General features: G+C 59.3%; 16 protein-coding genes and 3 tRNA genes. 1 reads left to right on the top strand and 18 read right to left on the bottom strand.

Annotation, left to right across the window (positions count from 1 at the left end; translation table 11 throughout):
• Window positions 1-132: 132 nt before the first annotated feature.
• The 14 genes from nuoI to AC13RC_RS04205 all read right to left on the bottom strand — a co-directional run bounded on the left by nuoI (window position 133) and on the right by AC13RC_RS04205 (window position 11,277).
• Complete coding sequence (nuoI, locus tag AC13RC_RS04270; protein WP_112511122.1) at window positions 133-624, bottom strand: NADH-quinone oxidoreductase subunit NuoI; 492 nt, start codon at window positions 622-624, stop codon at window positions 133-135.
• Window positions 625-664: 40 nt separating this feature from the next.
• Entirely contained in the window at window positions 665-1,708 is a 1,044-nt protein-coding gene (gene nuoH / locus AC13RC_RS04265; RefSeq protein ID WP_047627053.1) for an NADH-quinone oxidoreductase subunit NuoH, read from the bottom strand.
• A gap of 12 nt (window positions 1,709-1,720) precedes the next feature.
• Window positions 1,721-3,802, bottom strand: coding sequence for an NADH-quinone oxidoreductase subunit NuoG (gene nuoG, locus AC13RC_RS04260; RefSeq protein ID WP_488556572.1), 2,082 nt, complete (start codon window positions 3,800-3,802; stop codon window positions 1,721-1,723).
• A 242-nt stretch (window positions 3,803-4,044) separates the two neighbouring features.
• On the bottom strand, window positions 4,045-4,803 hold the full coding sequence (locus AC13RC_RS04255) for an NADH-quinone oxidoreductase subunit E (RefSeq protein WP_488556571.1): 759 nt from the start codon (window positions 4,801-4,803) through the stop codon (window positions 4,045-4,047).
• 9 nt (window positions 4,804-4,812) lie between these two features.
• Window positions 4,813-6,117, bottom strand: coding sequence for an NADH-quinone oxidoreductase subunit NuoF (gene nuoF, locus AC13RC_RS04250; protein ID WP_488556570.1), 1,305 nt, complete (start codon window positions 6,115-6,117; stop codon window positions 4,813-4,815).
• A gap of 10 nt (window positions 6,118-6,127) precedes the next feature.
• Window positions 6,128-7,249, bottom strand: coding sequence for an NADH-quinone oxidoreductase subunit E (locus AC13RC_RS04245; protein WP_113328979.1), 1,122 nt, complete (start codon window positions 7,247-7,249; stop codon window positions 6,128-6,130).
• Window positions 7,250-7,264: 15 nt separating this feature from the next.
• A complete protein-coding gene (locus AC13RC_RS04240) occupies window positions 7,265-7,582 on the bottom strand; it encodes a hypothetical protein (RefSeq protein ID WP_145320400.1) in 318 nt (105 codons plus the stop codon).
• On the bottom strand, window positions 7,582-8,772 hold the full coding sequence (locus AC13RC_RS04235; protein ID WP_113328981.1) for an NADH-quinone oxidoreductase subunit D: 1,191 nt from the start codon (window positions 8,770-8,772) through the stop codon (window positions 7,582-7,584). The genes AC13RC_RS04240 and AC13RC_RS04235 overlap by 1 nt, the downstream gene beginning before the upstream one ends.
• Window positions 8,773-8,832: 60 nt before the next feature.
• Window positions 8,833-9,228 carry a four helix bundle protein gene (locus AC13RC_RS04230; protein ID WP_488556750.1) on the bottom strand — a complete coding sequence of 132 codons (396 nt, stop codon included), beginning with the start codon at window positions 9,226-9,228 and terminating at the stop codon, window positions 8,833-8,835.
• 30 nt (window positions 9,229-9,258) lie between these two features.
• Complete coding sequence (locus AC13RC_RS04225) at window positions 9,259-9,861, bottom strand: NADH-quinone oxidoreductase subunit C (protein ID WP_152094305.1); 603 nt, start codon at window positions 9,859-9,861, stop codon at window positions 9,259-9,261.
• Between the two features lie 18 nt (window positions 9,862-9,879).
• A complete protein-coding gene (locus AC13RC_RS04220) occupies window positions 9,880-10,461 on the bottom strand; it encodes a NuoB/complex I 20 kDa subunit family protein (RefSeq protein WP_015339504.1) in 582 nt (193 codons plus the stop codon).
• Window positions 10,452-10,817, bottom strand: a complete 366-nt coding sequence (locus tag AC13RC_RS04215) for an NADH-quinone oxidoreductase subunit A (RefSeq protein WP_028754004.1) — start codon at window positions 10,815-10,817, stop codon at window positions 10,452-10,454. Before AC13RC_RS04215 ends, AC13RC_RS04220 begins: the two co-directional genes overlap by 10 nt.
• 258 nt (window positions 10,818-11,075) lie before the next feature.
• Window positions 11,076-11,152 (bottom strand) — tRNA-Asp (locus tag AC13RC_RS04210).
• A gap of 48 nt (window positions 11,153-11,200) precedes the next feature.
• Window positions 11,201-11,277, bottom strand: a tRNA-Asp gene (locus tag AC13RC_RS04205).
• A 391-nt stretch (window positions 11,278-11,668) separates the two neighbouring features.
• On the opposite strand from AC13RC_RS04205, the gene AC13RC_RS04200 reads away from it, so the two are divergent.
• Window positions 11,669-11,744 (top strand) — tRNA-Val (locus tag AC13RC_RS04200).
• 361 nt (window positions 11,745-12,105) lie between these two features.
• On the opposite strand, the gene AC13RC_RS04195 is transcribed toward AC13RC_RS04200, so the two are convergent.
• The 4 genes from AC13RC_RS04195 to AC13RC_RS04180 all read right to left on the bottom strand — a co-directional run bounded on the left by AC13RC_RS04195 (window position 12,106) and on the right by AC13RC_RS04180 (window position 17,337).
• A complete protein-coding gene (locus AC13RC_RS04195) occupies window positions 12,106-13,401 on the bottom strand; it encodes a capsule polysaccharide biogenesis protein (RefSeq protein WP_488556569.1) in 1,296 nt (431 codons plus the stop codon).
• Complete coding sequence (locus AC13RC_RS04190; RefSeq protein ID WP_145320404.1) at window positions 13,398-14,975, bottom strand: LTA synthase family protein; 1,578 nt, start codon at window positions 14,973-14,975, stop codon at window positions 13,398-13,400. Before AC13RC_RS04190 ends, AC13RC_RS04195 begins: the two co-directional genes overlap by 4 nt.
• A gap of 130 nt (window positions 14,976-15,105) precedes the next feature.
• On the bottom strand, window positions 15,106-15,960 hold the full coding sequence (locus AC13RC_RS04185; RefSeq protein WP_488556568.1) for an SDR family oxidoreductase: 855 nt from the start codon (window positions 15,958-15,960) through the stop codon (window positions 15,106-15,108).
• 18 nt (window positions 15,961-15,978) lie between these two features.
• A complete protein-coding gene (locus AC13RC_RS04180) occupies window positions 15,979-17,337 on the bottom strand; it encodes an aminotransferase class I/II-fold pyridoxal phosphate-dependent enzyme (protein WP_246661079.1) in 1,359 nt (452 codons plus the stop codon).
• Between the last annotated feature and the right edge of the window lie 7 nt (window positions 17,338-17,344).

Raw genomic sequence — 17,344 nt, 5'->3', positions numbered from 1 at the left:
CTTCCCCCGGGCAGCCGGGAGTTTCCCTGCCCGATGGAGCTCGGCCGGACGACAGGTCCGACAAAACTCCGGTCTAGATTCAACCGCGACGGCGACAATCGGCCGCCCGTCGCGACATATTCAGAATTCCGCTCAGCGGTATGGCGAATCCATCGCGATGTTGCGCGCGATTTCGCGTTCCCAGCGGTCGCCATTGTCCAAAAGCCGCGCCTTGTCGAAATAGAGCTCTTCGCGGGTCTCGGTGGCGAATTCGAAGTTCGGCCCTTCGACGATGGCGTCGACCGGGCATGCCTCTTGGCAGAAGCCGCAATAGATGCACTTCACCATGTCGATGTCGTAACGCACCGTGCGGCGGGTGCCGTCGTTGCGGCGCGGCCCGGCCTCGATGGTGATGGCCTGGGCAGGACAGATGGCTTCGCAGAGCTTGCAGGCGATGCAGCGCTCTTCGCCGTTGGGATAGCGGCGCAGCGCATGTTCGCCGCGGAAGCGCGGGCTGACCGGCCCCTTTTCGAAGGGGTAGTTGATCGTTGCCTTCTGCTTGAAGAAGTAACGCATCGACAAAAAGAATGCGCCGACAAATTCCTTGAGGAACAGCGAGCTGACGGCGTTGGAAATTCCGGCCATCTTCAACCTCCAAATCTGCTTGAAGCGAGGATCGACATCATCATGCCCATCCCGTCAGCTTCAGCACGAATGCAACGATAACGACCATGGCGAGCGACAGCGGCAGGAAAACCTTCCAGCCAAGGCGCATGAGCTGGTCATAGCGGTAGCGCGGCACGAAGGCCTTCACCATCGCGAACATGAAGAACACAAAGCACGACTTCAGCAGGAACCAGATGATGCCCGGAACCCAGTTCAGGATCCAGATATCGACCGGGGGCAGCCAACCGCCGAGGAATAGGATCGTCGTCAGCGAGCACATCAGGACGACGGCGGCATATTCGCCGAGCATGAACATCATGTAAGGCGAAGAGCCGTATTCGACCATGAAGCCGGCAACCAGCTCCGATTCCGCTTCCGGAAGGTCGAAAGGCGGACGGTTCGTTTCAGCGAGCGCCGAAATGAAGAACACGATGAACATCGGGAAGAGCGACAGCCAGTGCCAGTCGAGGAACGAGGCCGGCAGGCCGAGCTTGGTGCCGAGGCCGGTCTGCTGCGACAGCACGATATCCGTCAGGTTCAGCGAACCGACGCAGAGCAGAACGGTGACGATGACGAGACCGATCGAGACTTCATAGGACACCATCTGCGCCGCCGAACGGAGCGCGCCGAGGAACGGATACTTCGAGTTCGAAGCCCAGCCGCCCATGATGATGCCGTAAACTTCAAGCGACGAGATCGCCAGAATGTAGAGGATGCCGACGTTGATATCGGCGACGACCCAGTTCTGCGCGACCGGCACAACGGCCCAGGTCGACAGCGCCAGCACCACGGAAACCAGCGGGGCCAGCAGGAATACGGTCTTGTTGGCGCCGGCCGGGATGATCGGCTCCTTGAACATGAACTTCAGCAAGTCGGCGAAGGACTGGAACAGGCCGAAGGGGCCGACGACGTTCGGGCCGCGGCGCAGCTGGACGGCTGCCCAGATCTTGCGGTCGGCAAGCAGAATGTAGGCGATGAAGATCAGCAGGCAGACCAGGAGCAGCAGAGACTGGCCGATCATGATCAGCGCCGGCCAGAGATAGGTCGAAACGAATGAATCCATAGTCCTCTGCCCTTACTCTGCCGCAACGCGGAAATTGTTGCGGGCCAATGCCGAGCATTCGGCCATGACAGCCGACGCGCGCGTTATCGGGTTCGTCAAATAGAAGTCTTTGATCGGCGAAGCAAATGCCGATTTGCCCATCGTGCCGGCTTTTTTCGCAAGTGCGGCAATTTGGGCGCTATCGCCTTCCGCAATCTCGTCGATCCCGGCGAAATGCGGGAAGGCTGCATAGAGCTTGGCCCGCAATTCTCTCAGCGAATCAAAGGGAAGCTTCTTGCCGAGCACGTCGGAAAGAGCACGGATGATCGCCCAGTCTTCGCGGGCGTCGCCCGGTGCGAAACCGGCACGGTTGCCCATCTGGACGCGGCCTTCGGTATTGACCCAGGTACCCGACTTTTCGGTATAGGCGGCCGCCGGAAGGATGACATCGGCGTTCTGAGCGCCGTTATCACCATGCGAGCCGATATAGACCGTGAACTTCGCGCCCTTGCGGCTGAAGTCGAGTTCATCGGCGCTCAGCAGGAAGAGGACGTCCATCGACGACAGCATGGTGGCGGCATTGACGCCCTTTGCGCCCGGCACGAAGCCGAGATCAAGGCCGCCGACGCGCGCAGCTGCCGTGTGCAGCACGGCAAAACCGTTCCAGTCTTCCTTGACGACGCCAACGGCGGCAGCGAGTTTGGCGGCATTTGCCAGAACCTCGGCACCATCTTCACGGGTGAGAGCGCCCTGGCCGATGATGATCATCGGCTTCTGAGCGTTCTTCAGGACGTCGGCGAAGCTGTGCGAGCCACTGACGAGATCGGCCAGCGTGTCCGGGCCTGCGCCGAGATAATCATAGGAGTAGCGAAGATCTGCAGCTTCACCGATCACGCCGATCGGGAACTTGCCGCGGCGCCAGCGCTTGCGGATGCGCGAATTCATGACGGCCGCTTCGAAGCGCGGATTGGCGCCCACGATCAGCAGCGCGTCAGCGGCTTCGATACCCTGGATGCTCGGGTTGAAGATGTAGCTTGCACGGCCAAGCGACGGATCTAGCGCCGTCCCGTCCTGGCGACAGTCGAGATTTTCCGATCCCAGCGACTTCAGCAGCTCGCCGAGAGCGTACATTTCCTCGACCGAAGCGAGATCGCCGGCGATTGCACCGATCTTGTCGCCGCTGGTAGCGGAAACCGCCGACTTGATGGCGGCGAAAGCGTCGCTCCAGGTCGCCGGCTGCAGGCGGCCGTCCTTGCGGACATAGGGCTTGTCGAGGCGCTGCGTCTTCAGGCCGTCCCAGATGAAGCGGGTCTTGTCGGAGATCCACTCTTCGTTGATCTGCTCGTTGACCCTCGGCAGAACGCGCATGACTTCACGGCCGCGGGTATCGACGCGGATCGCCGAGCCGAGAGCGTCCATGACGTCGATCGATTCGGTCTTGTTCAGTTCCCACGGACGAGCCGTGAATGCGAAAGGCTTGGAGGTCAGAGCGCCGACCGGGCAAAGGTCAACGACGTTGCCCTGCAGCTCGGAGGTCATCGCCTGCTCGAGATAGGTGGTGATTTCAGCATCCTCGCCGCGGCCGATGAGGCCGAGTTCGGAGATGCCGGCAACTTCCGTCGTGAAGCGGACGCAACGCGTGCAGTGAATGCAGCGGTTCATCACGGTCTTGACGAGCGGGCCGATATACTTGTCTTCGACCGCGCGCTTGTCTTCCTGATAGCGCGAGGAGTCGATACCGAAGGCCATGGCCTGGTCCTGCAGGTCGCATTCGCCGCCCTGGTCGCAGATCGGGCAATCCAGCGGGTGGTTGATCAGCAGGAATTCCATCACGCCTTCGCGGGCCTTCTTGACCATCGGCGTGTTGGTGAAGACTTCCGGAAGCTCGCCGTTCGGGCCACCGCGAATATCACGAACGCCCATGGCGCAGGATGCCTGCGGCTTCGGCGGGCCACCCTTCACCTCGACGAGGCACATGCGGCAATTGCCGGCCACCGACAGTCGTTCATGGAAGCAGAAGCGCGGGACTTCGGCGCCGGCTTCCTCGCACGCCTGGATAAGCGTGTAGTGATCCGGAACTTCGATCTCTTTACCGTCAATCTTCAGTTTAGCCATCGTCCACTCAGTCCTATGTCACGTCTCCAGCCCAACCTGGCCGCAGACAATTTCATGATCGCAAACCGGGTTGCCATCGGGGCGGCTGAAACGCCTGATAGCACCGGCTTGCTCACAATAAGCTTTGCTGAATCTTGTCCCCGCAAGACCAGCTTTGCGACCGAAACATTGCAGACATCTCCGCAATGATCTCACCCGCGTTCATTCACCCTCCCCGGCGGCGATCCAGCCGAGGAAAAATCTCAGCTCCGGCCCTTCGGCAGCAGCGCCTTCGCCTGGCCAACCCAGTCGTCGCGCCGGATGCGGCCGTCGAAGCCAAGCTCTGTGTCGATCCGCTCGATATCTGCATCGCTCCAGGCGGCAATATCGGCAAATCGCTTGATGCCACGTCCGTTCAGCACCTGCTCCAGCTTCGGACCTATGCCGGAAATCCGCTTCAGGTCGTCAGCCTTCTCAGCCGCCTTGCGGCCGCGCGCAGGAGCCGCCTTTGCGGCAACCGGTGAAGCGGCTTCAGCCTTCGCCGTCTTCTTTGCAGTTGTCGTCGCGGCCTTGGGCGCGGCAACTACGGGCTTCGGCTCAGCCTTCTTTAAGCCAACCGCCTTCTGCTTGGCAGCAGCCGGCTTCGGTGCGACTGGCTTCGGCGCAGCCGTCTTGACAACGGGCGCTGCCTTTACAGGCTTTGCGTCCCCTGCCCCGCCATTCGCAGCAGTCGGCTTCGCAGCGGCTTCAGCCTGATGCTTTTCGTCTTCCAGGGCTTCGGCCAATTTGGTGGTCGCTTCAACGGCACCCTGGAAAGCGCCAAGAAATGCGCCGGCCAGTTGCGAGGTAAAGCCGAAACCGATTGCGGTCGCAGCGGCAATGGCCGCGGCCGGATGGGCCATCAGCGGATGGATCGGCATGATCGGCGCATTCCCAAATATATCGGCAGTGGCGCGGCCGAGATCGGCCGATGCACGATCGGTCGCTCCGCTGCCCTGCCTGATATCGTTGGTCTTCGCCATCTTCGATCCTTATTCGGCTGCTTCCAGAACCGTGCCGTGGCTCGTCGCGTTGGCGGTGTACTGGTCGATGCGCTTTTCGATCTCGGGACGGAAATTGCGGATCAGGCCCTGAACCGGCCATGCGGCTGCGTCACCGAGCGCACAGATGGTATGACCTTCGATCTGCTTCGTCACCTGGAACAGCATGTCGATCTCGCGCTTCTGGGCGTTGCCGCGAGCCATACGCTCAAGAACGCGCCACATCCAGCCCGTACCTTCGCGGCACGGCGTGCACTGGCCGCAGCTTTCGTGCTTGAAGAAGGCCGAGATGCGGGCAATCGCCTTGATGATGTCGGTCGACTTGTCCATGACGATCGCCGCGGCCGTGCCAAAGGAAGACTTGACTTCGCGCAGGCCGTCGAAATCCATCGGGCAGTCGATGATATCGGCAGCCGGAACGACCGGGCACGATGCGCCGCCGGGGATGACGGCAAGCAGGTTGTCCCAGCCGCCGCGGACGCCGCCTGCATGCTTGTCTACCAGCTCGCGGAAGGTGATGCCCATGGTTTCTTCGACCGTGCAGGGACGGTTGACGTGGCCCGAGATCATGAAAAGCTTCGTGCCGACATTGTTGGGGCGGCCGAAGGAGGAGAACCAGCCGGCGCCGCGGCGCAGGATTGTCGGTGCTACGGCGATCGACTCGACATTGTTGACCGTCGTGGGGCAACCGTAGAGACCCATATTGGCCGGGAATGGCGGCTTCAGGCGCGGTTGGCCCTTCTTGCCTTCCAGGCTTTCCAGCAGCGCGGTTTCCTCGCCACAGATGTAAGCGCCGGCGCCGTGATGAACGAAAACATCAAAATCCCAGCCGAGCTTGTTGTTTTTGCCCAGCAATCCGGCATCGTAGCACTCGTCGATGGCAGCCTGCAGAGCTTCGCGCTCGCGCATGTATTCGCCGCGCACATAGATATAGGCAGTATTCGCGCCCATAGCGAAGCCGGCGATGACGCAGCCTTCGATCAGCGTATGCGGATCGTGACGCATGATGTCGCGGTCCTTGCAGGTGCCAGGTTCGGACTCGTCGGCGTTAACGACGAGATAATGCGGGCGCCCGTCGCTTTCCTTCGGCATGAAGGACCACTTGAGACCGGTCGGGAAGCCTGCACCCCCGCGGCCGCGAAGGCCGGAAGCCTTCATCTCGTTGATGATCCAGTCACGGCCTTTTTCGAGGATTTGCTTCGTGCCGTCCCAATGGCCGCGCGACATCGCGCCCTTTAGGGATTTGTCCTTAAGGCCGTAGATATTGGTAAAGATGCGATCCTGATCCTGTAACATGCTTCACCTCTTACCGCGGCTTCTTGCCGAAGACCTTGATATATTCCGCTTCGCCACCCTTAGCGAGTGCCTCAGCCTGCCTGACCCAGTCGTCGCGCTCGATCCGGCCCTTGAAATTCAGATAGCCGTCGACCCAATGACGCTCGGCCTCATTCCAGCTGGCAATCTGCGTGAAGGTGAAGATACCGAGCTCATGCAAGGTCCCTTCGATCTTCGGGCCAACGCCTGAAATGAGCTGCAGATTGTCCGGCTGCGCGGGTCTTTCGACACCGGCGGGACGATTTTTGTCGTCGAGCGACGGCTTTCCGGCAGCGGGTTCCGCGGCTGCAGTGCCCGAAAGCGGCTGCGTTTCGGCCGCTTTGGCATTCTTGGCTGCTTCCTTCGGCGCCGTCGCCGGCGTCTTCAGGCTGGGATTGGTTTCGGCATCCGTGCTTTTTGCACGGCCGGCTTCCGACGGCGGGATCGATACGGCGTCAGCAGTGGCCTTGGCCGTCTTGCTTGCGACACTCTTTGCCTTCGCCTCATCCGAAAGCAGCGACGTCAAGCCGCCTTCCGGAGCGGAGAAAACGCGATCGATCTGCGGGCCGGTCTGAATCTCATGGCCCTTGCCTGCGGCGAATGCATCGATGATTTCTTCGAGACGTGCCGGCGTCAGATCCTCATAGGTATCCTTGCCGATCACCACCATCGGTGCGTTGACGCAGGCGCCCTGACATTCGACTTCTTCCCAGGAGAGCGTACCGTCGGCATTGCGCTCGAAAGCGTGATCGTTGATCCGGCTCTTGCAGACCTTGATCAGCCCCTCAGCGCCGCGCAGCATGCAGGGCGTCGTGCCACAGACTTGAACGTGGGCGCGCGTACCGACCGGGTGCAGCTGGAACTGTGTATAGAAAGTCGCGACTTCGAGCGCGCGGATATAGGCCATGTCGAGCATGTCGGCGATCGTTTCGATAGCCGCCTTGGTGACCCAGCCTTCCTGCTCCTGCGCACGCATCATCAGCGGGATGATCGCGGATTGCTGACGACCATCAGGATATTTCTGAATCGTCTTTTCAGCCCAGACCGCATTCTCCGCATTGAAAGCGAAGGCGGCAGGCTGGAATTGATCTTCGGCTAGTCGACGAACGGACATCTTTCACGCCTTATCTCAGTTTAAGGACCCACACCGCGTATTCGTCAGAGACGAGAATTCGCAGGCATAGGCCGACTGGTCTTTCTGCATAAACACAACAAACTTGCCGCCATTCGGCACAGCGGCCTTGATCTCGTAACCGCGGGAAAGGAGGTCAGCCATGGTCGAATCTCCGCCCGACGTAACCTCGCTTCCACTTTTCGCAGAATTCGAATTGATCGAATTCGAATTCTGCAGGTTGATGCTCGGCAGGCCCTGCGTCTTGCCGGTCTGCTGTGCCGAAGCACCGCAGGCGACGAGAAGCGCTGGAATGAGGACCTGCCAGGCTCGCATCAACGATCCACCTCACCGAATACGATATCGAGCGAGCCGAGCACGGCCGCGACGTCGGCGAGCTGGTGGCCGCGGCACATGAAGTCCATGGCCTGCAGATGCGCATAGCCCGGCGCACGGATCTTGCAGCGATACGGCTTGTTGGAACCGTCCGAGACGAGGTAGACGCCGAATTCGCCCTTCGGCGCTTCGACAGCCGCATAAACCTCGCCGGCCGGCACGTGATAGCCTTCGGTGTAAAGCTTGAAGTGGTGGATCAGCGCTTCCATCGAGCGCTTCATCTCGCCGCGCTTCGGCGGAACGACCTTACCATCGAGCGACGAAACCGGTCCGGTCTTGGCATCACCCAGCAGGCGATTGACACACTGCTTCATGATGCGGACGGCTTCGCGCATTTCGATCATGCGGATGAGGTAACGGTCGTAGCAGTCGCCGTTCTTGCCGATCGGAATGTCGAATTCGAGATCGGCGTAGCATTCGTAAGGCTGTGCCTTGCGCAAGTCCCAAGCAGCACCCGAGCCGCGGACCATGACGCCGGAGAAGCCCCAGGCCCAACAGTCTTCCAGCGAGACTACGCCAATATCGACGTTACGCTGCTTGAAGATGCGGTTGCCGGTCAGGAGATCGTCGATATCGTCGAGCGCCTTCAGGAAGGGATCGCACCAGTCGCCAATATCCTGCACGAGCTTTTCGGGAAGATCCTGGTGAACGCCACCCGGACGGACGTACGCTGCGTGCATGCGCGAGCCGGAGGCACGCTCATAGAACACCATCAGCTTTTCGCGCTCTTCGAAGCCCCAGAGCGGCGGCGTCAGCGCGCCGACGTCCATTGCTTGGGTCGTGACGTTGAGGAGATGCGACAAGATACGGCCGATTTCCGAATAGAGCACGCGGATCAGCTGACCGCGGATCGGGATATCGATGCCGAGCAGCTTTTCGACGGCCAGCGCATAGGCGTGTTCCTGGTTCATCGGCGCCACGTAGTCGAGGCGGTCGAAATAAGGAACAGCCTGAAGATAAGTCTTCGATTCGATCAGCTTTTCAGTGCCGCGATGCAGCAGGCCGATATGCGGATCGACGCGTTCCACAATTTCGCCGTCCAGTTCGAGGACAAGACGCAAAACGCCGTGCGCAGCCGGGTGCTGCGGGCCGAAATTGATGTTGAAGTTGCGAACGTTATGTTCTGTCATTGCAATGCGCTCCGCTTATTGCAGGCATTAGCCAGTGGGCAATAGGCAATAGTGTAATCGTTAGCTTTCATATCCAGGTCGCCCGTCTTGCAATCGGCGCGTGAGAGACCGCAGCATCTTTCCAATTTCATCGCTCACGGACATCGCAGGTTTGACTTGCTCAAAGTTGACGATGCCTATTCGCGTCGAAAGTATCAGGTGCGTCTCCAACTCCTTCAGCGAACCTTGTGCGATCTTCAGATGATGGACGTAAGCCCCTGTGGCTTCGCGCCCATAACCCTCCGCTATGTTTGCTGCGATCGATACGGATGCCCGCCTTATCTGCGAAACCAAGCCGTAGATCTCTTCCTTCGGAAACCCCTTGGTAAGAGCATAACATTCAACCGCAAGATCCATGGCGCGTTGCCACACTGTAAGGTCCTGATAGGAATTAATTGCCGTTTGCCATTCTCCTATTGCCTATTGGCTAATGCCTATTGCCTCAGCTTACTGTTTCGCCTTCTCGTCGCCGGGCAGCACATAATCGGTGCCTTCCCATGGCGACAGGAAGTCAAAGTTACGGAATTCCTGCTTCAGCTCTACCGGCTCGTAGACAACGCGCTTGGCGGCGTCGTCATAACGAACCTCGACGAAACCGGTCGTCGGGAAGTCCTTGCGCAGCGGATGGCCTTCGAAACCATAATCCGTCAGCAGGCGGCGCAGATCCGGGTGGCCGGTGAAGAGAACGCCGTACATGTCCCAGGTTTCACGCTCGAACCAATCGGCACCGGGATAGACGCCGCAAGCGGAGGGAACGGGCTGATCTTCGCCGACGGGAACCTTGACGCGAATGCGCAGGTTCTTCTTGGGCGACAGCAGATGGTATACCACGTCAAAACGCTCAGCGCGCTGCGGCCAGTCGACGCCGCAAATATCCGTCATGTTGACGAAACCGCACTTGGCGTCGTCACGCAGAAAGGTCAGCAGGGCGATAACGTTTTCGGTCGTCGTCGTCACGTTCAGCTCGCCGTACTTGATCTCGCTCGAGGAAATCAGGGCGCTGCGAACTTCCGTGAGGTAGGCGGCGAGTTCGTTCAGGGCTTCACTCATAGTACCTTGTCCCCTGCCTTACCGTTCGATCGTGCCAGTGCGCCGGATCTTCTTCTGCAGCAGAAGCACGCCGTAAAGCAGTGCCTCCGCCGTGGGAGGACAGCCCGGAATATAGATGTCGATCGGAACGACACGGTCGCATCCGCGAACGACGGAGTAGGAATAGTGATAGTAGCCGCCGCCATTGGCGCAGGAACCCATCGAAATGACGTAACGCGGCTCAGGCATCTGGTCATAGACCTTGCGAAGCGCGGGCGCCATCTTGTTGGTGAGCGTGCCGGCGACGATCATGACGTCGGACTGGCGCGGCGACGCGCGCGGCGCAAAACCGAAGCGCTCCACGTCATAACGCGGCATGGAAACCTGCATCATCTCGACAGCGCAGCAGGCAAGTCCGAAAGTCATCCACATCAAGGAACCGGTACGGGCCCAGTTGATCAGCTCATCGGTGGAGGTGACCAGAAAACCCTTGTCGGCGAGCTCGTTGTTGATTTCGCCGAAGAACGGATCGTTGCTGCCGACCGGCCGGCCGGTTGCGGGATCGATGATCCCCTTCGGCTGTGGCGCCACGAGCGTCGTGTTGCTTGGGGCTACTCCCATTCCAGGGCTCCCTTCTTCCATTCATAGATAAAGCCGATGGTCAGCACCGCGAGGAACACCATCATCGACCAGAACCCGAACCAGCCGATGGCGCCGAAGGATACGGCCCACGGGAAAAGGAAGGCGACTTCCAGATCGAAGATGATGAAGAGAATCGATACGAGATAGAAGCGGATATCGAACTTCATGCGGGCGTCATCGAATGCATTGAAGCCGCATTCGTAAGCCGACAGCTTTTCCGAGTCGGGCGCCTTGAAGGCGACGGCGAACGGCGTGATCAACAGCGCCAGGCCGATTACCACGGCAATACCAATGAAAATCGCTATCGGAATATAGGAACTGAGCAGTCCAGTCATCATGTCCATCCCTGCTTGCGATCAGCGCCGGGGCGGCGCATCTGAGCAAATGCCCAGCAAGCGAAAGAGCGTTGCAACAGAGCCGTGGTTAGCGCAGGCGGAGCGCGCGCGCAAGCCTTTTGAATCTGTCTGTTAGGGTACTATCGAGCGGTAGATATCAATGTGTTGCGACGGCAACGCGACAAATCAGCGCTGGCGCGAAAAGGCTTCTTCGCAATCGCAATAAATTGATGTTTGATTGTAATGGCTTGGAGAGAATGGCGCGAGTGACGGGGCTCGAACCCGCGACCTCCGGCGTGACAGGCCGGCACTCTAACCGACTGAGCTACACCCGCGCATTGTTTGGCCTTTCAGCCGGTGCAGATCCGAAATTTGCCTTGAAATGGCGCGAGTGACGGGGCTCGAACCCGCGACCTCCGGCGTGACAGGCCGGCACTCTAACCGACTGAGCTACACCCGCATTTCATTTCAAGCATTCCAGATGCTTCCGCACCCATCAAAGCGGCCCTCGCCGTTCGATGAGCGGCTAACTACGGGGTTCGTGTTTGGGTGTCAAGCAGGTTTGAATACAAATCGATGACAGAGTGCGAATTGTTTTGGACAAGCTCGCCCGCAACTTTCCGTTCCGGCGATTTAACATGGCAGGTTCCCGCTCCACGCATTTCATTCGCGCCTGATATGCACAGGAGCAATCCAGCAAGCCTCACATCTACTCATGTGGATGACGACGGCCGGAGAGGTGTAAAATTCAAAAAAATCAAAAAATCTTCACAAACACTCTTGCGGTTTGTCGTCGTTCCGCATAGATCACGGCCACCGAACGCGGCGGGCCAATGACCCGCTTCGCAGAAGGGCGATTAGCTCAGTTGGTAGAGCGCCTCGTTTACACCGAGGATGTCGGGAGTTCGAGTCTCTCATCGCCCACCATTCTTCACATGTTTGATTGTCAGTTTGAATGATCTGCGGCTGTAGGCAGCAATCACGATGAGCGCCTTTGTGCGCCGACACCTATGGCTCAGTAGTTGCCGAGAATGATGACGGCCAGAAGCACGACGGAAACAAGCACGAGGGCTGCTATGATAACAAGCAGCTCCTTCAACATGAATCGTTCCATCTTGCTGTCATCCATCGCGTTTGCTCCCGGCAAACCGTTATCCACATTCATTCCCAATGTCGAATCGCTGCGCTGAGTTCCGTGTCAGTCCACATGTAAGTGGCCTCGTTGTCAATTTCAGCCTGAAGACCCTCGCAGGGGCAACAATTCCTCTTCCATCCCATTGCGCCTTCATTACGGCACATGAAATTTCATCGGTCGCTGCCTTGGCGGCGGCTCGATGTAGGCATCCGGCAGGTTGACCGTCCGCGACAGCAGTCTCCCCGCGATCTGCGCGGCGGCGGCGCGCGCGCCCTCACGCGAGCAAAAGTTGCCACGTACCTGTACCGTCGCGGCCAGCAGGCGAAAAAATGCGCTGCATAGCTCCGGCGACGGCGGTATCGGCTCCCACCAGAATCGATCCAGGCTACCTTGATCGCTCAAACCATCGATATCGTAGATCGCCACTCCCAGCGTTTTGACCGGCTTTCCCGCCTGCAGCGCTGAAAGCGCCGCCGTCGAGTTGACCGTTACCATGCCCTGGCTGGCGGCAATCAGCCGGTCAAGACTGCCACCGTCGATCAGATGAATGCGAGCCGACAATCCGCATGAGGCGCCGATGCGGTCAACATAGGCGTGCCAATCCACCAGCCCGTGATCGAGCGGATGCAGCTTGAGGACGAGATGCGCGTCGGATGCCGCATTCTCCGCGAAGGAACGAAGAATCAACCGGATAGCATCCTGCTGCTGATGGAAGGGCGAGTGCGCTCGCAACTGAAAATCGGTCTGAAGCTGTAGCGGATAGACGAAGAAGCGCTTGCCGGCGGCAATCAGATCCTTGATCACACCCTCTGCCTCTCGTGCCCTCCTGCCCCTGAAAGGAAGTTTCCTCAGCCAGCCGGCGTATTCCATTACGGGATGGTAGAGCCCGTGCCGCCGATAGCCTGGATAGAGGAACCACAGAAAGACAGTCGGGAGATAATAGGCGAGATCATAAAGGGCTTCCGCCAGGAAAGTTTGATTGTAGCGGCGTTTCCAATCCGGTTCCGGCAGCTTGGACGCTGCTTTCAATATATGGGCAGGATCGGCCGGAAAGTGCGAATTGGAGGAGAGGCCATCTCGCTCGAGCGTCACCCAGTCAGGCCGCAAATATCCCATTTCGACGACATTGACGGTGACGCCGGCACGCCGCGCCTCCTCGATGGCAACCTTATGGTAGGGGCGCTCCTCGCCGTGCAGGATCAGGTCGGTGACGTTCTCGGCCTCGATTCGCTGCCTGACATAGGCGCGCCATCCGGCAAAACCGCCGCGATAATTGGAGGCGCCGCGGCAGCGCCAAGAAATCCAATCCCCGGCATTCAAGTTGATGCGGATGCAGCGGCCGCCAGCCTTTTCCAATATCCTGGCAGTCTCAACGAACAAAGGCGAGGATGGGCCTTGCAGGAAGAGGAAGATGCGCGGGCGCGTGACCCCTTCCCCACTGGGCATCATTCCGCGACCTCGGTGGCAAGCCCGGCATAGTGCAGCAATGTGCCGATCAGATTCCAGGGCGCCTCTTCCTGCGGTGGCTGCGGCCTTTGCGAATGGGCGCGCGCGCGGCCTAGCGGAACGATGACGTAATCGGTGCGCGGATCGGGGAAAGGATCGGCAAAAGCTTTCAGCAAGGGCGCATGATCACCATAGAAGAGCAGCCAGACCGGGCGATCCAGCCTGTCGAGGTGATGGGCGAGATTGCCGAGCGCATGATCGGCGCGCATCAGAAGCTCGCCATAGATATCCACCGGATTGACGAGGTCGCCGCAGCGGCCCGGCTCCCAGGGGCCATGATTCGCCATGGATGCGACAAAGAGGAAATTTTTGCCCACGCCATCGTCGTCGATCGTCCGAATCACACTCTTGGTCAGCGAGAGATCGCTGACATAGGGTCCATCGCGTTCAGGATTGTGATCAAACTCGTCCAGCATCATCATCCGGTCGAAGCCGAGCTGCGGCAATGCCTTGTGGCGAAGGAAGAATGTCTTGTCGTAGGGATGGATGAACTGCGTCTTCCAGCCCGCCTTCTTCAGCCGCGCCGGCCAGACCACATCCTTATAGTGGCTGGCGCGCAGATAGGGGTAGCTGGCATCGATATGCACATTTTCGGGCAGTAGCCCGCTCAGGACGGCAAATTCGGTTCGCAGCGTATAACCACCCTCGAAGACGCTGGTCATGCGGCCCCATTGCGCGGCCTGCTCGCGCAGGCGGTCGAGATTGGGAAGCTTGATATTGTCGACGCCAAAATGTCTGAGGTCGATGAAGGATTCGGATTGCCAGACGACGATGAGCGGTTCGTCTTCACCATGGTCCCAAAGCTCCTGAAGCGCCGACATGAAGCGCCCGGACAATTCCGAGACGATCGCCTCGCGCCGGACACCAACCCAGATGACGAAATGAAAGACGACGGAAGCGAATGTGCCAAACCGCACCGTATCGATCTTCACATCAACCCTGCCGAGAAACTTCTGTGTGAAACGGCAGACCGGTTCGCTGACGACCCTGCTGAACAGCGCGAGCCATGGCGCGAAGGCGACCACCAACATCAACATGACCCACAGCAATTGGTTCGACGAAGGCAAAACCGACGGCTCGAGATACATGTAGAGGCCGCTGAGGCCGAAAACATAAGCGAAGGCGATGATCCAGAAGACGATGTTCAGCGAAGTCGCGTAGAAGATCTCCTTGTATTTGAAGACATCTACGACGAGCGCGATGTCCGAAAAAACCAGAGGCTCGCGGATAAACTCGAACTTCGCCCTCGATATGCCCGTGAAGATGACGAAGAAGCTGATGACAGCCTGCGTGCTGTAGAGCGGGCGCCACGAAATGGCGAAGAAGGCGACATAGATCAATATGATAACCGGAATCCTCGCCGCCCAGTCGCAGGCTACCCGCCGCCAGCTTCTTTTCGGGCGATTCTCGGCGGTGACGGCAGCCGGCATTGCGAAAGGATCAGTCAGCAGGACGATGACGCAGGAAAACGCGAAGCAGGCGAGCGTCAAAAGAACTGGAAAATCATGAAGCTTCAAGATTGCGCCATCCAAATGCCCGCCGCCTCTATGACATTCTCATATCCGCGAGGAACGGGCCGCCAATTCCCTGACTTACCTTCTCTTGCACGTGTTTCACCGACAGCGCAACACCGGTAGTTGTTTCGTATTACTTATCACTATCAAAGCGTTGCTCGGCCGTATCGGCAAGACCGCGCGCCCCCTCCCCACCAAATATTTTTCGCGTCGTGCGCGAAAACCACCATAGCAGCGGCGGTTTTATCAATGGTCCGAAAAATGCAAGCGCCGTCAGCGAAAATCCGAAATGGATTCTCCGCTTGCCGCGATCCAGTCCGTGGACGATTTTTGCCGCGACCGCCTCCGCGCTCCACGGTTTGACGGCCCCCATCACCACCTTCGCCTCGCGAGGCCTGAGCGAGATTTCCCGGCGATATTGCGGCGTCATCGTATCGGGCGGAAAACAGATCGAAATCTTTACGCCCGAAGCACCAGCCTCGGCACTCAAAGCTTCGGCAAAACCCTCCAACGCAGATTTGGATGCGCAATAGGCGGTGTAGCCGAAGATACCGATCAAGGCAGCGCCCGAAGAGATCATCATGATCCGGCCGTTGCGCCGGCTCTTCATGCCTTTATAAACAGCGCGAACCGCATTGGCCGTCCCGAGGACATTGATGGAGATCTGCTCATCGAAAACCGATGCCGGCATCGCATCGAAGGCGCGAGGCTCGACGATGCCCGCAGAAGTTATGAGGATATCACACGGACCGAAGGACGCCTCGCAAAGCTTTACCGCCTCCGCGGCCTGTTCGGCCGAGGCCACATCAGCGGAAGCCGCCCGGATGAAGGCGCCGTCGACACCGGGAAGCGCTGCGATTTCGGCGCGCGCCGCTTCGAGCCGCCCCACATCGCGGGCAAGAAGCGAAACTCGAGCGCCCCTGGCCGCATAAAGCTTCGCTACCGCCAGACCAATTCCGCTTGAACCTCCCGTGACGATAACGTGCATGAGACGACCGCCCCGAACTTATGAGCCGCCTGGAGCCTGAGCCAGGGGCAGCAGCTGCATCATCTTGTCCATATCCAGCGAGGCAAGACCGAAATTGCGGTCCTCCAAACTCTTGAGTTTTTCGGCCGTGAGCGCGACCGCCCGCCGGATCTGTTCCTCGGTGTGATTGCAGGTGATGAAGAAGCGGAGCCGCGCCATGCCTTCCGGCACCGCCGGATGGATGATAGGCAGCACATTGATGCCTTCGGCGAGCAGGTCGTTCGAAAGCTGCGCCGCACGAAGCGAATCGCCGACGATCACGGGCACCACCGAATGGCCCATGCTGAGGCCGGTATCGAGGCCCGCCGCCTCTGCTTCTTCGAGAAAAAGATGGCCGTTACGCCTGAGGCGTTCGGTTCGCTCCGGCTCGGATTTGAGGATATCGAGGCCAGCAATGGCGGCGGCGGCGAGAACCGGTGAGAGACCGACGCTATAGACGAAACCGCCGGCTTCCGCTTTTAAAATATCGGCAAGTGCGCTGCTGCCGGCAATATAGCCGCCACAGCTGGAGGTCGTCTTCGACAGCGTGCCCATCCAGATATCGACATCACGCGGATCGAGATCGAAATGCTCGAACGTGCCGCGGCCCGTCTTGCCCAGAATGCCAAGCGCATGCGCTTCGTCGACCATCAGCCAAAAACCGTAGCGCGCCCTCAATTCCAGCAGGGCCGGCAGATCGGCAATATCGCCATCCATGGAATAGATGCCTTCGACGATGACGAGGACACGCCGAAAATCCGATGAGATCGTCTTCAGGATATTTTCGAGGCTGTCGACATCATTATGCTGAAACAGCCGGCGAGCAGCGCCGGAAAGCTTGATGCCGGCAAGCGCACTGTTATGAATGAATTCGTCGTGGATCACGAGATCCTGCGGCCCCATCAGGCAGCCGATCGCGGCAACATTGGTCAGGTAGCCGCTGACAAAGCAGACGGCGGCATCGACGCCATAGACTGCGGCGAGCCTGCGCTCGAGCTCGACGTGACCAGGCCGCTCTCCTGCCACGAGGCGACTTGCCGACGCCGAAATTCCGAAGCGATCGATCGCTTCTTTCGCGCGTGCGGCGACATGCGGATCGGTATTGGTCGCCAGATAGTCATAAGAAGCAAAATTGACGAACTCGCGCCCGCCGATGCGCGTCGTCGCGCCCGCAGCGGCATCATGCGATCGGTAGAAGGGATTGGCAACGCCAAGCAACTCCCCCGCAATGCGCTGCGTTGCGACGCGCTTGTATTCCGGCAGATCCTCGAAGCGCGTCACCTGGCGCGGCTGTGCCTGCGGTTGCCGGTTCAGCCGTTCGGTCCGATTGCGGCCGGAGGATTCGCCAACTCGGCGCATCTGTTCG

The sequence above is a fragment of the Martinezella sp. CNPSo 3890 genome (assembly GCF_057784455.1).
The sequence above is the reverse complement of the archived record's forward strand: the minus strand, read 5'-3'. Positions and strand labels throughout refer to the sequence as shown.

Excerpts from the sequence above, each read along its gene's own strand:
- AC13RC_RS04220 (WP_015339504.1), bottom strand. The coding sequence starts at position 10,461 with ATGGGAGTAGCCCCAAGCAACACGACGCTCGTGGCGCCACAGCCGAAG.
- AC13RC_RS04245 (WP_113328979.1), bottom strand. The coding sequence starts at position 7,249 with ATGTCCGTTCGTCGACTAGCCGAAGATCAATTCCAGCCTGCCGCCTTC.
- nuoI (WP_112511122.1), bottom strand. The coding sequence starts at position 624 with ATGGCCGGAATTTCCAACGCCGTCAGCTCGCTGTTCCTCAAGGAATTT.
- AC13RC_RS04255 (WP_488556571.1), bottom strand. The coding sequence starts at position 4,803 with ATGGCGAAGACCAACGATATCAGGCAGGGCAGCGGAGCGACCGATCGT.
- nuoG (WP_488556572.1), bottom strand. The coding sequence starts at position 3,802 with ATGGCTAAACTGAAGATTGACGGTAAAGAGATCGAAGTTCCGGATCAC.
- AC13RC_RS04185 (WP_488556568.1), bottom strand. The coding sequence starts at position 15,960 with ATGCACGTTATCGTCACGGGAGGTTCAAGCGGAATTGGTCTGGCGGTA.
- AC13RC_RS04235 (WP_113328981.1), bottom strand. The coding sequence starts at position 8,772 with ATGACAGAACATAACGTTCGCAACTTCAACATCAATTTCGGCCCGCAG.
- nuoF (WP_488556570.1), bottom strand. The coding sequence starts at position 6,117 with ATGTTACAGGATCAGGATCGCATCTTTACCAATATCTACGGCCTTAAG.
- AC13RC_RS04225 (WP_152094305.1), bottom strand. The coding sequence starts at position 9,861 with ATGAGTGAAGCCCTGAACGAACTCGCCGCCTACCTCACGGAAGTTCGC.
- AC13RC_RS04180 (WP_246661079.1), bottom strand. The coding sequence starts at position 17,337 with ATGCGCCGAGTTGGCGAATCCTCCGGCCGCAATCGGACCGAACGGCTG.
- AC13RC_RS04240 (WP_145320400.1), bottom strand. The coding sequence starts at position 7,582 with ATGCGAGCCTGGCAGGTCCTCATTCCAGCGCTTCTCGTCGCCTGCGGT.
- AC13RC_RS04215 (WP_028754004.1), bottom strand. The coding sequence starts at position 10,817 with ATGACTGGACTGCTCAGTTCCTATATTCCGATAGCGATTTTCATTGGT.
- AC13RC_RS04195 (WP_488556569.1), bottom strand. The coding sequence starts at position 13,401 with ATGATGCCCAGTGGGGAAGGGGTCACGCGCCCGCGCATCTTCCTCTTC.
- nuoH (WP_047627053.1), bottom strand. The coding sequence starts at position 1,708 with ATGGATTCATTCGTTTCGACCTATCTCTGGCCGGCGCTGATCATGATC.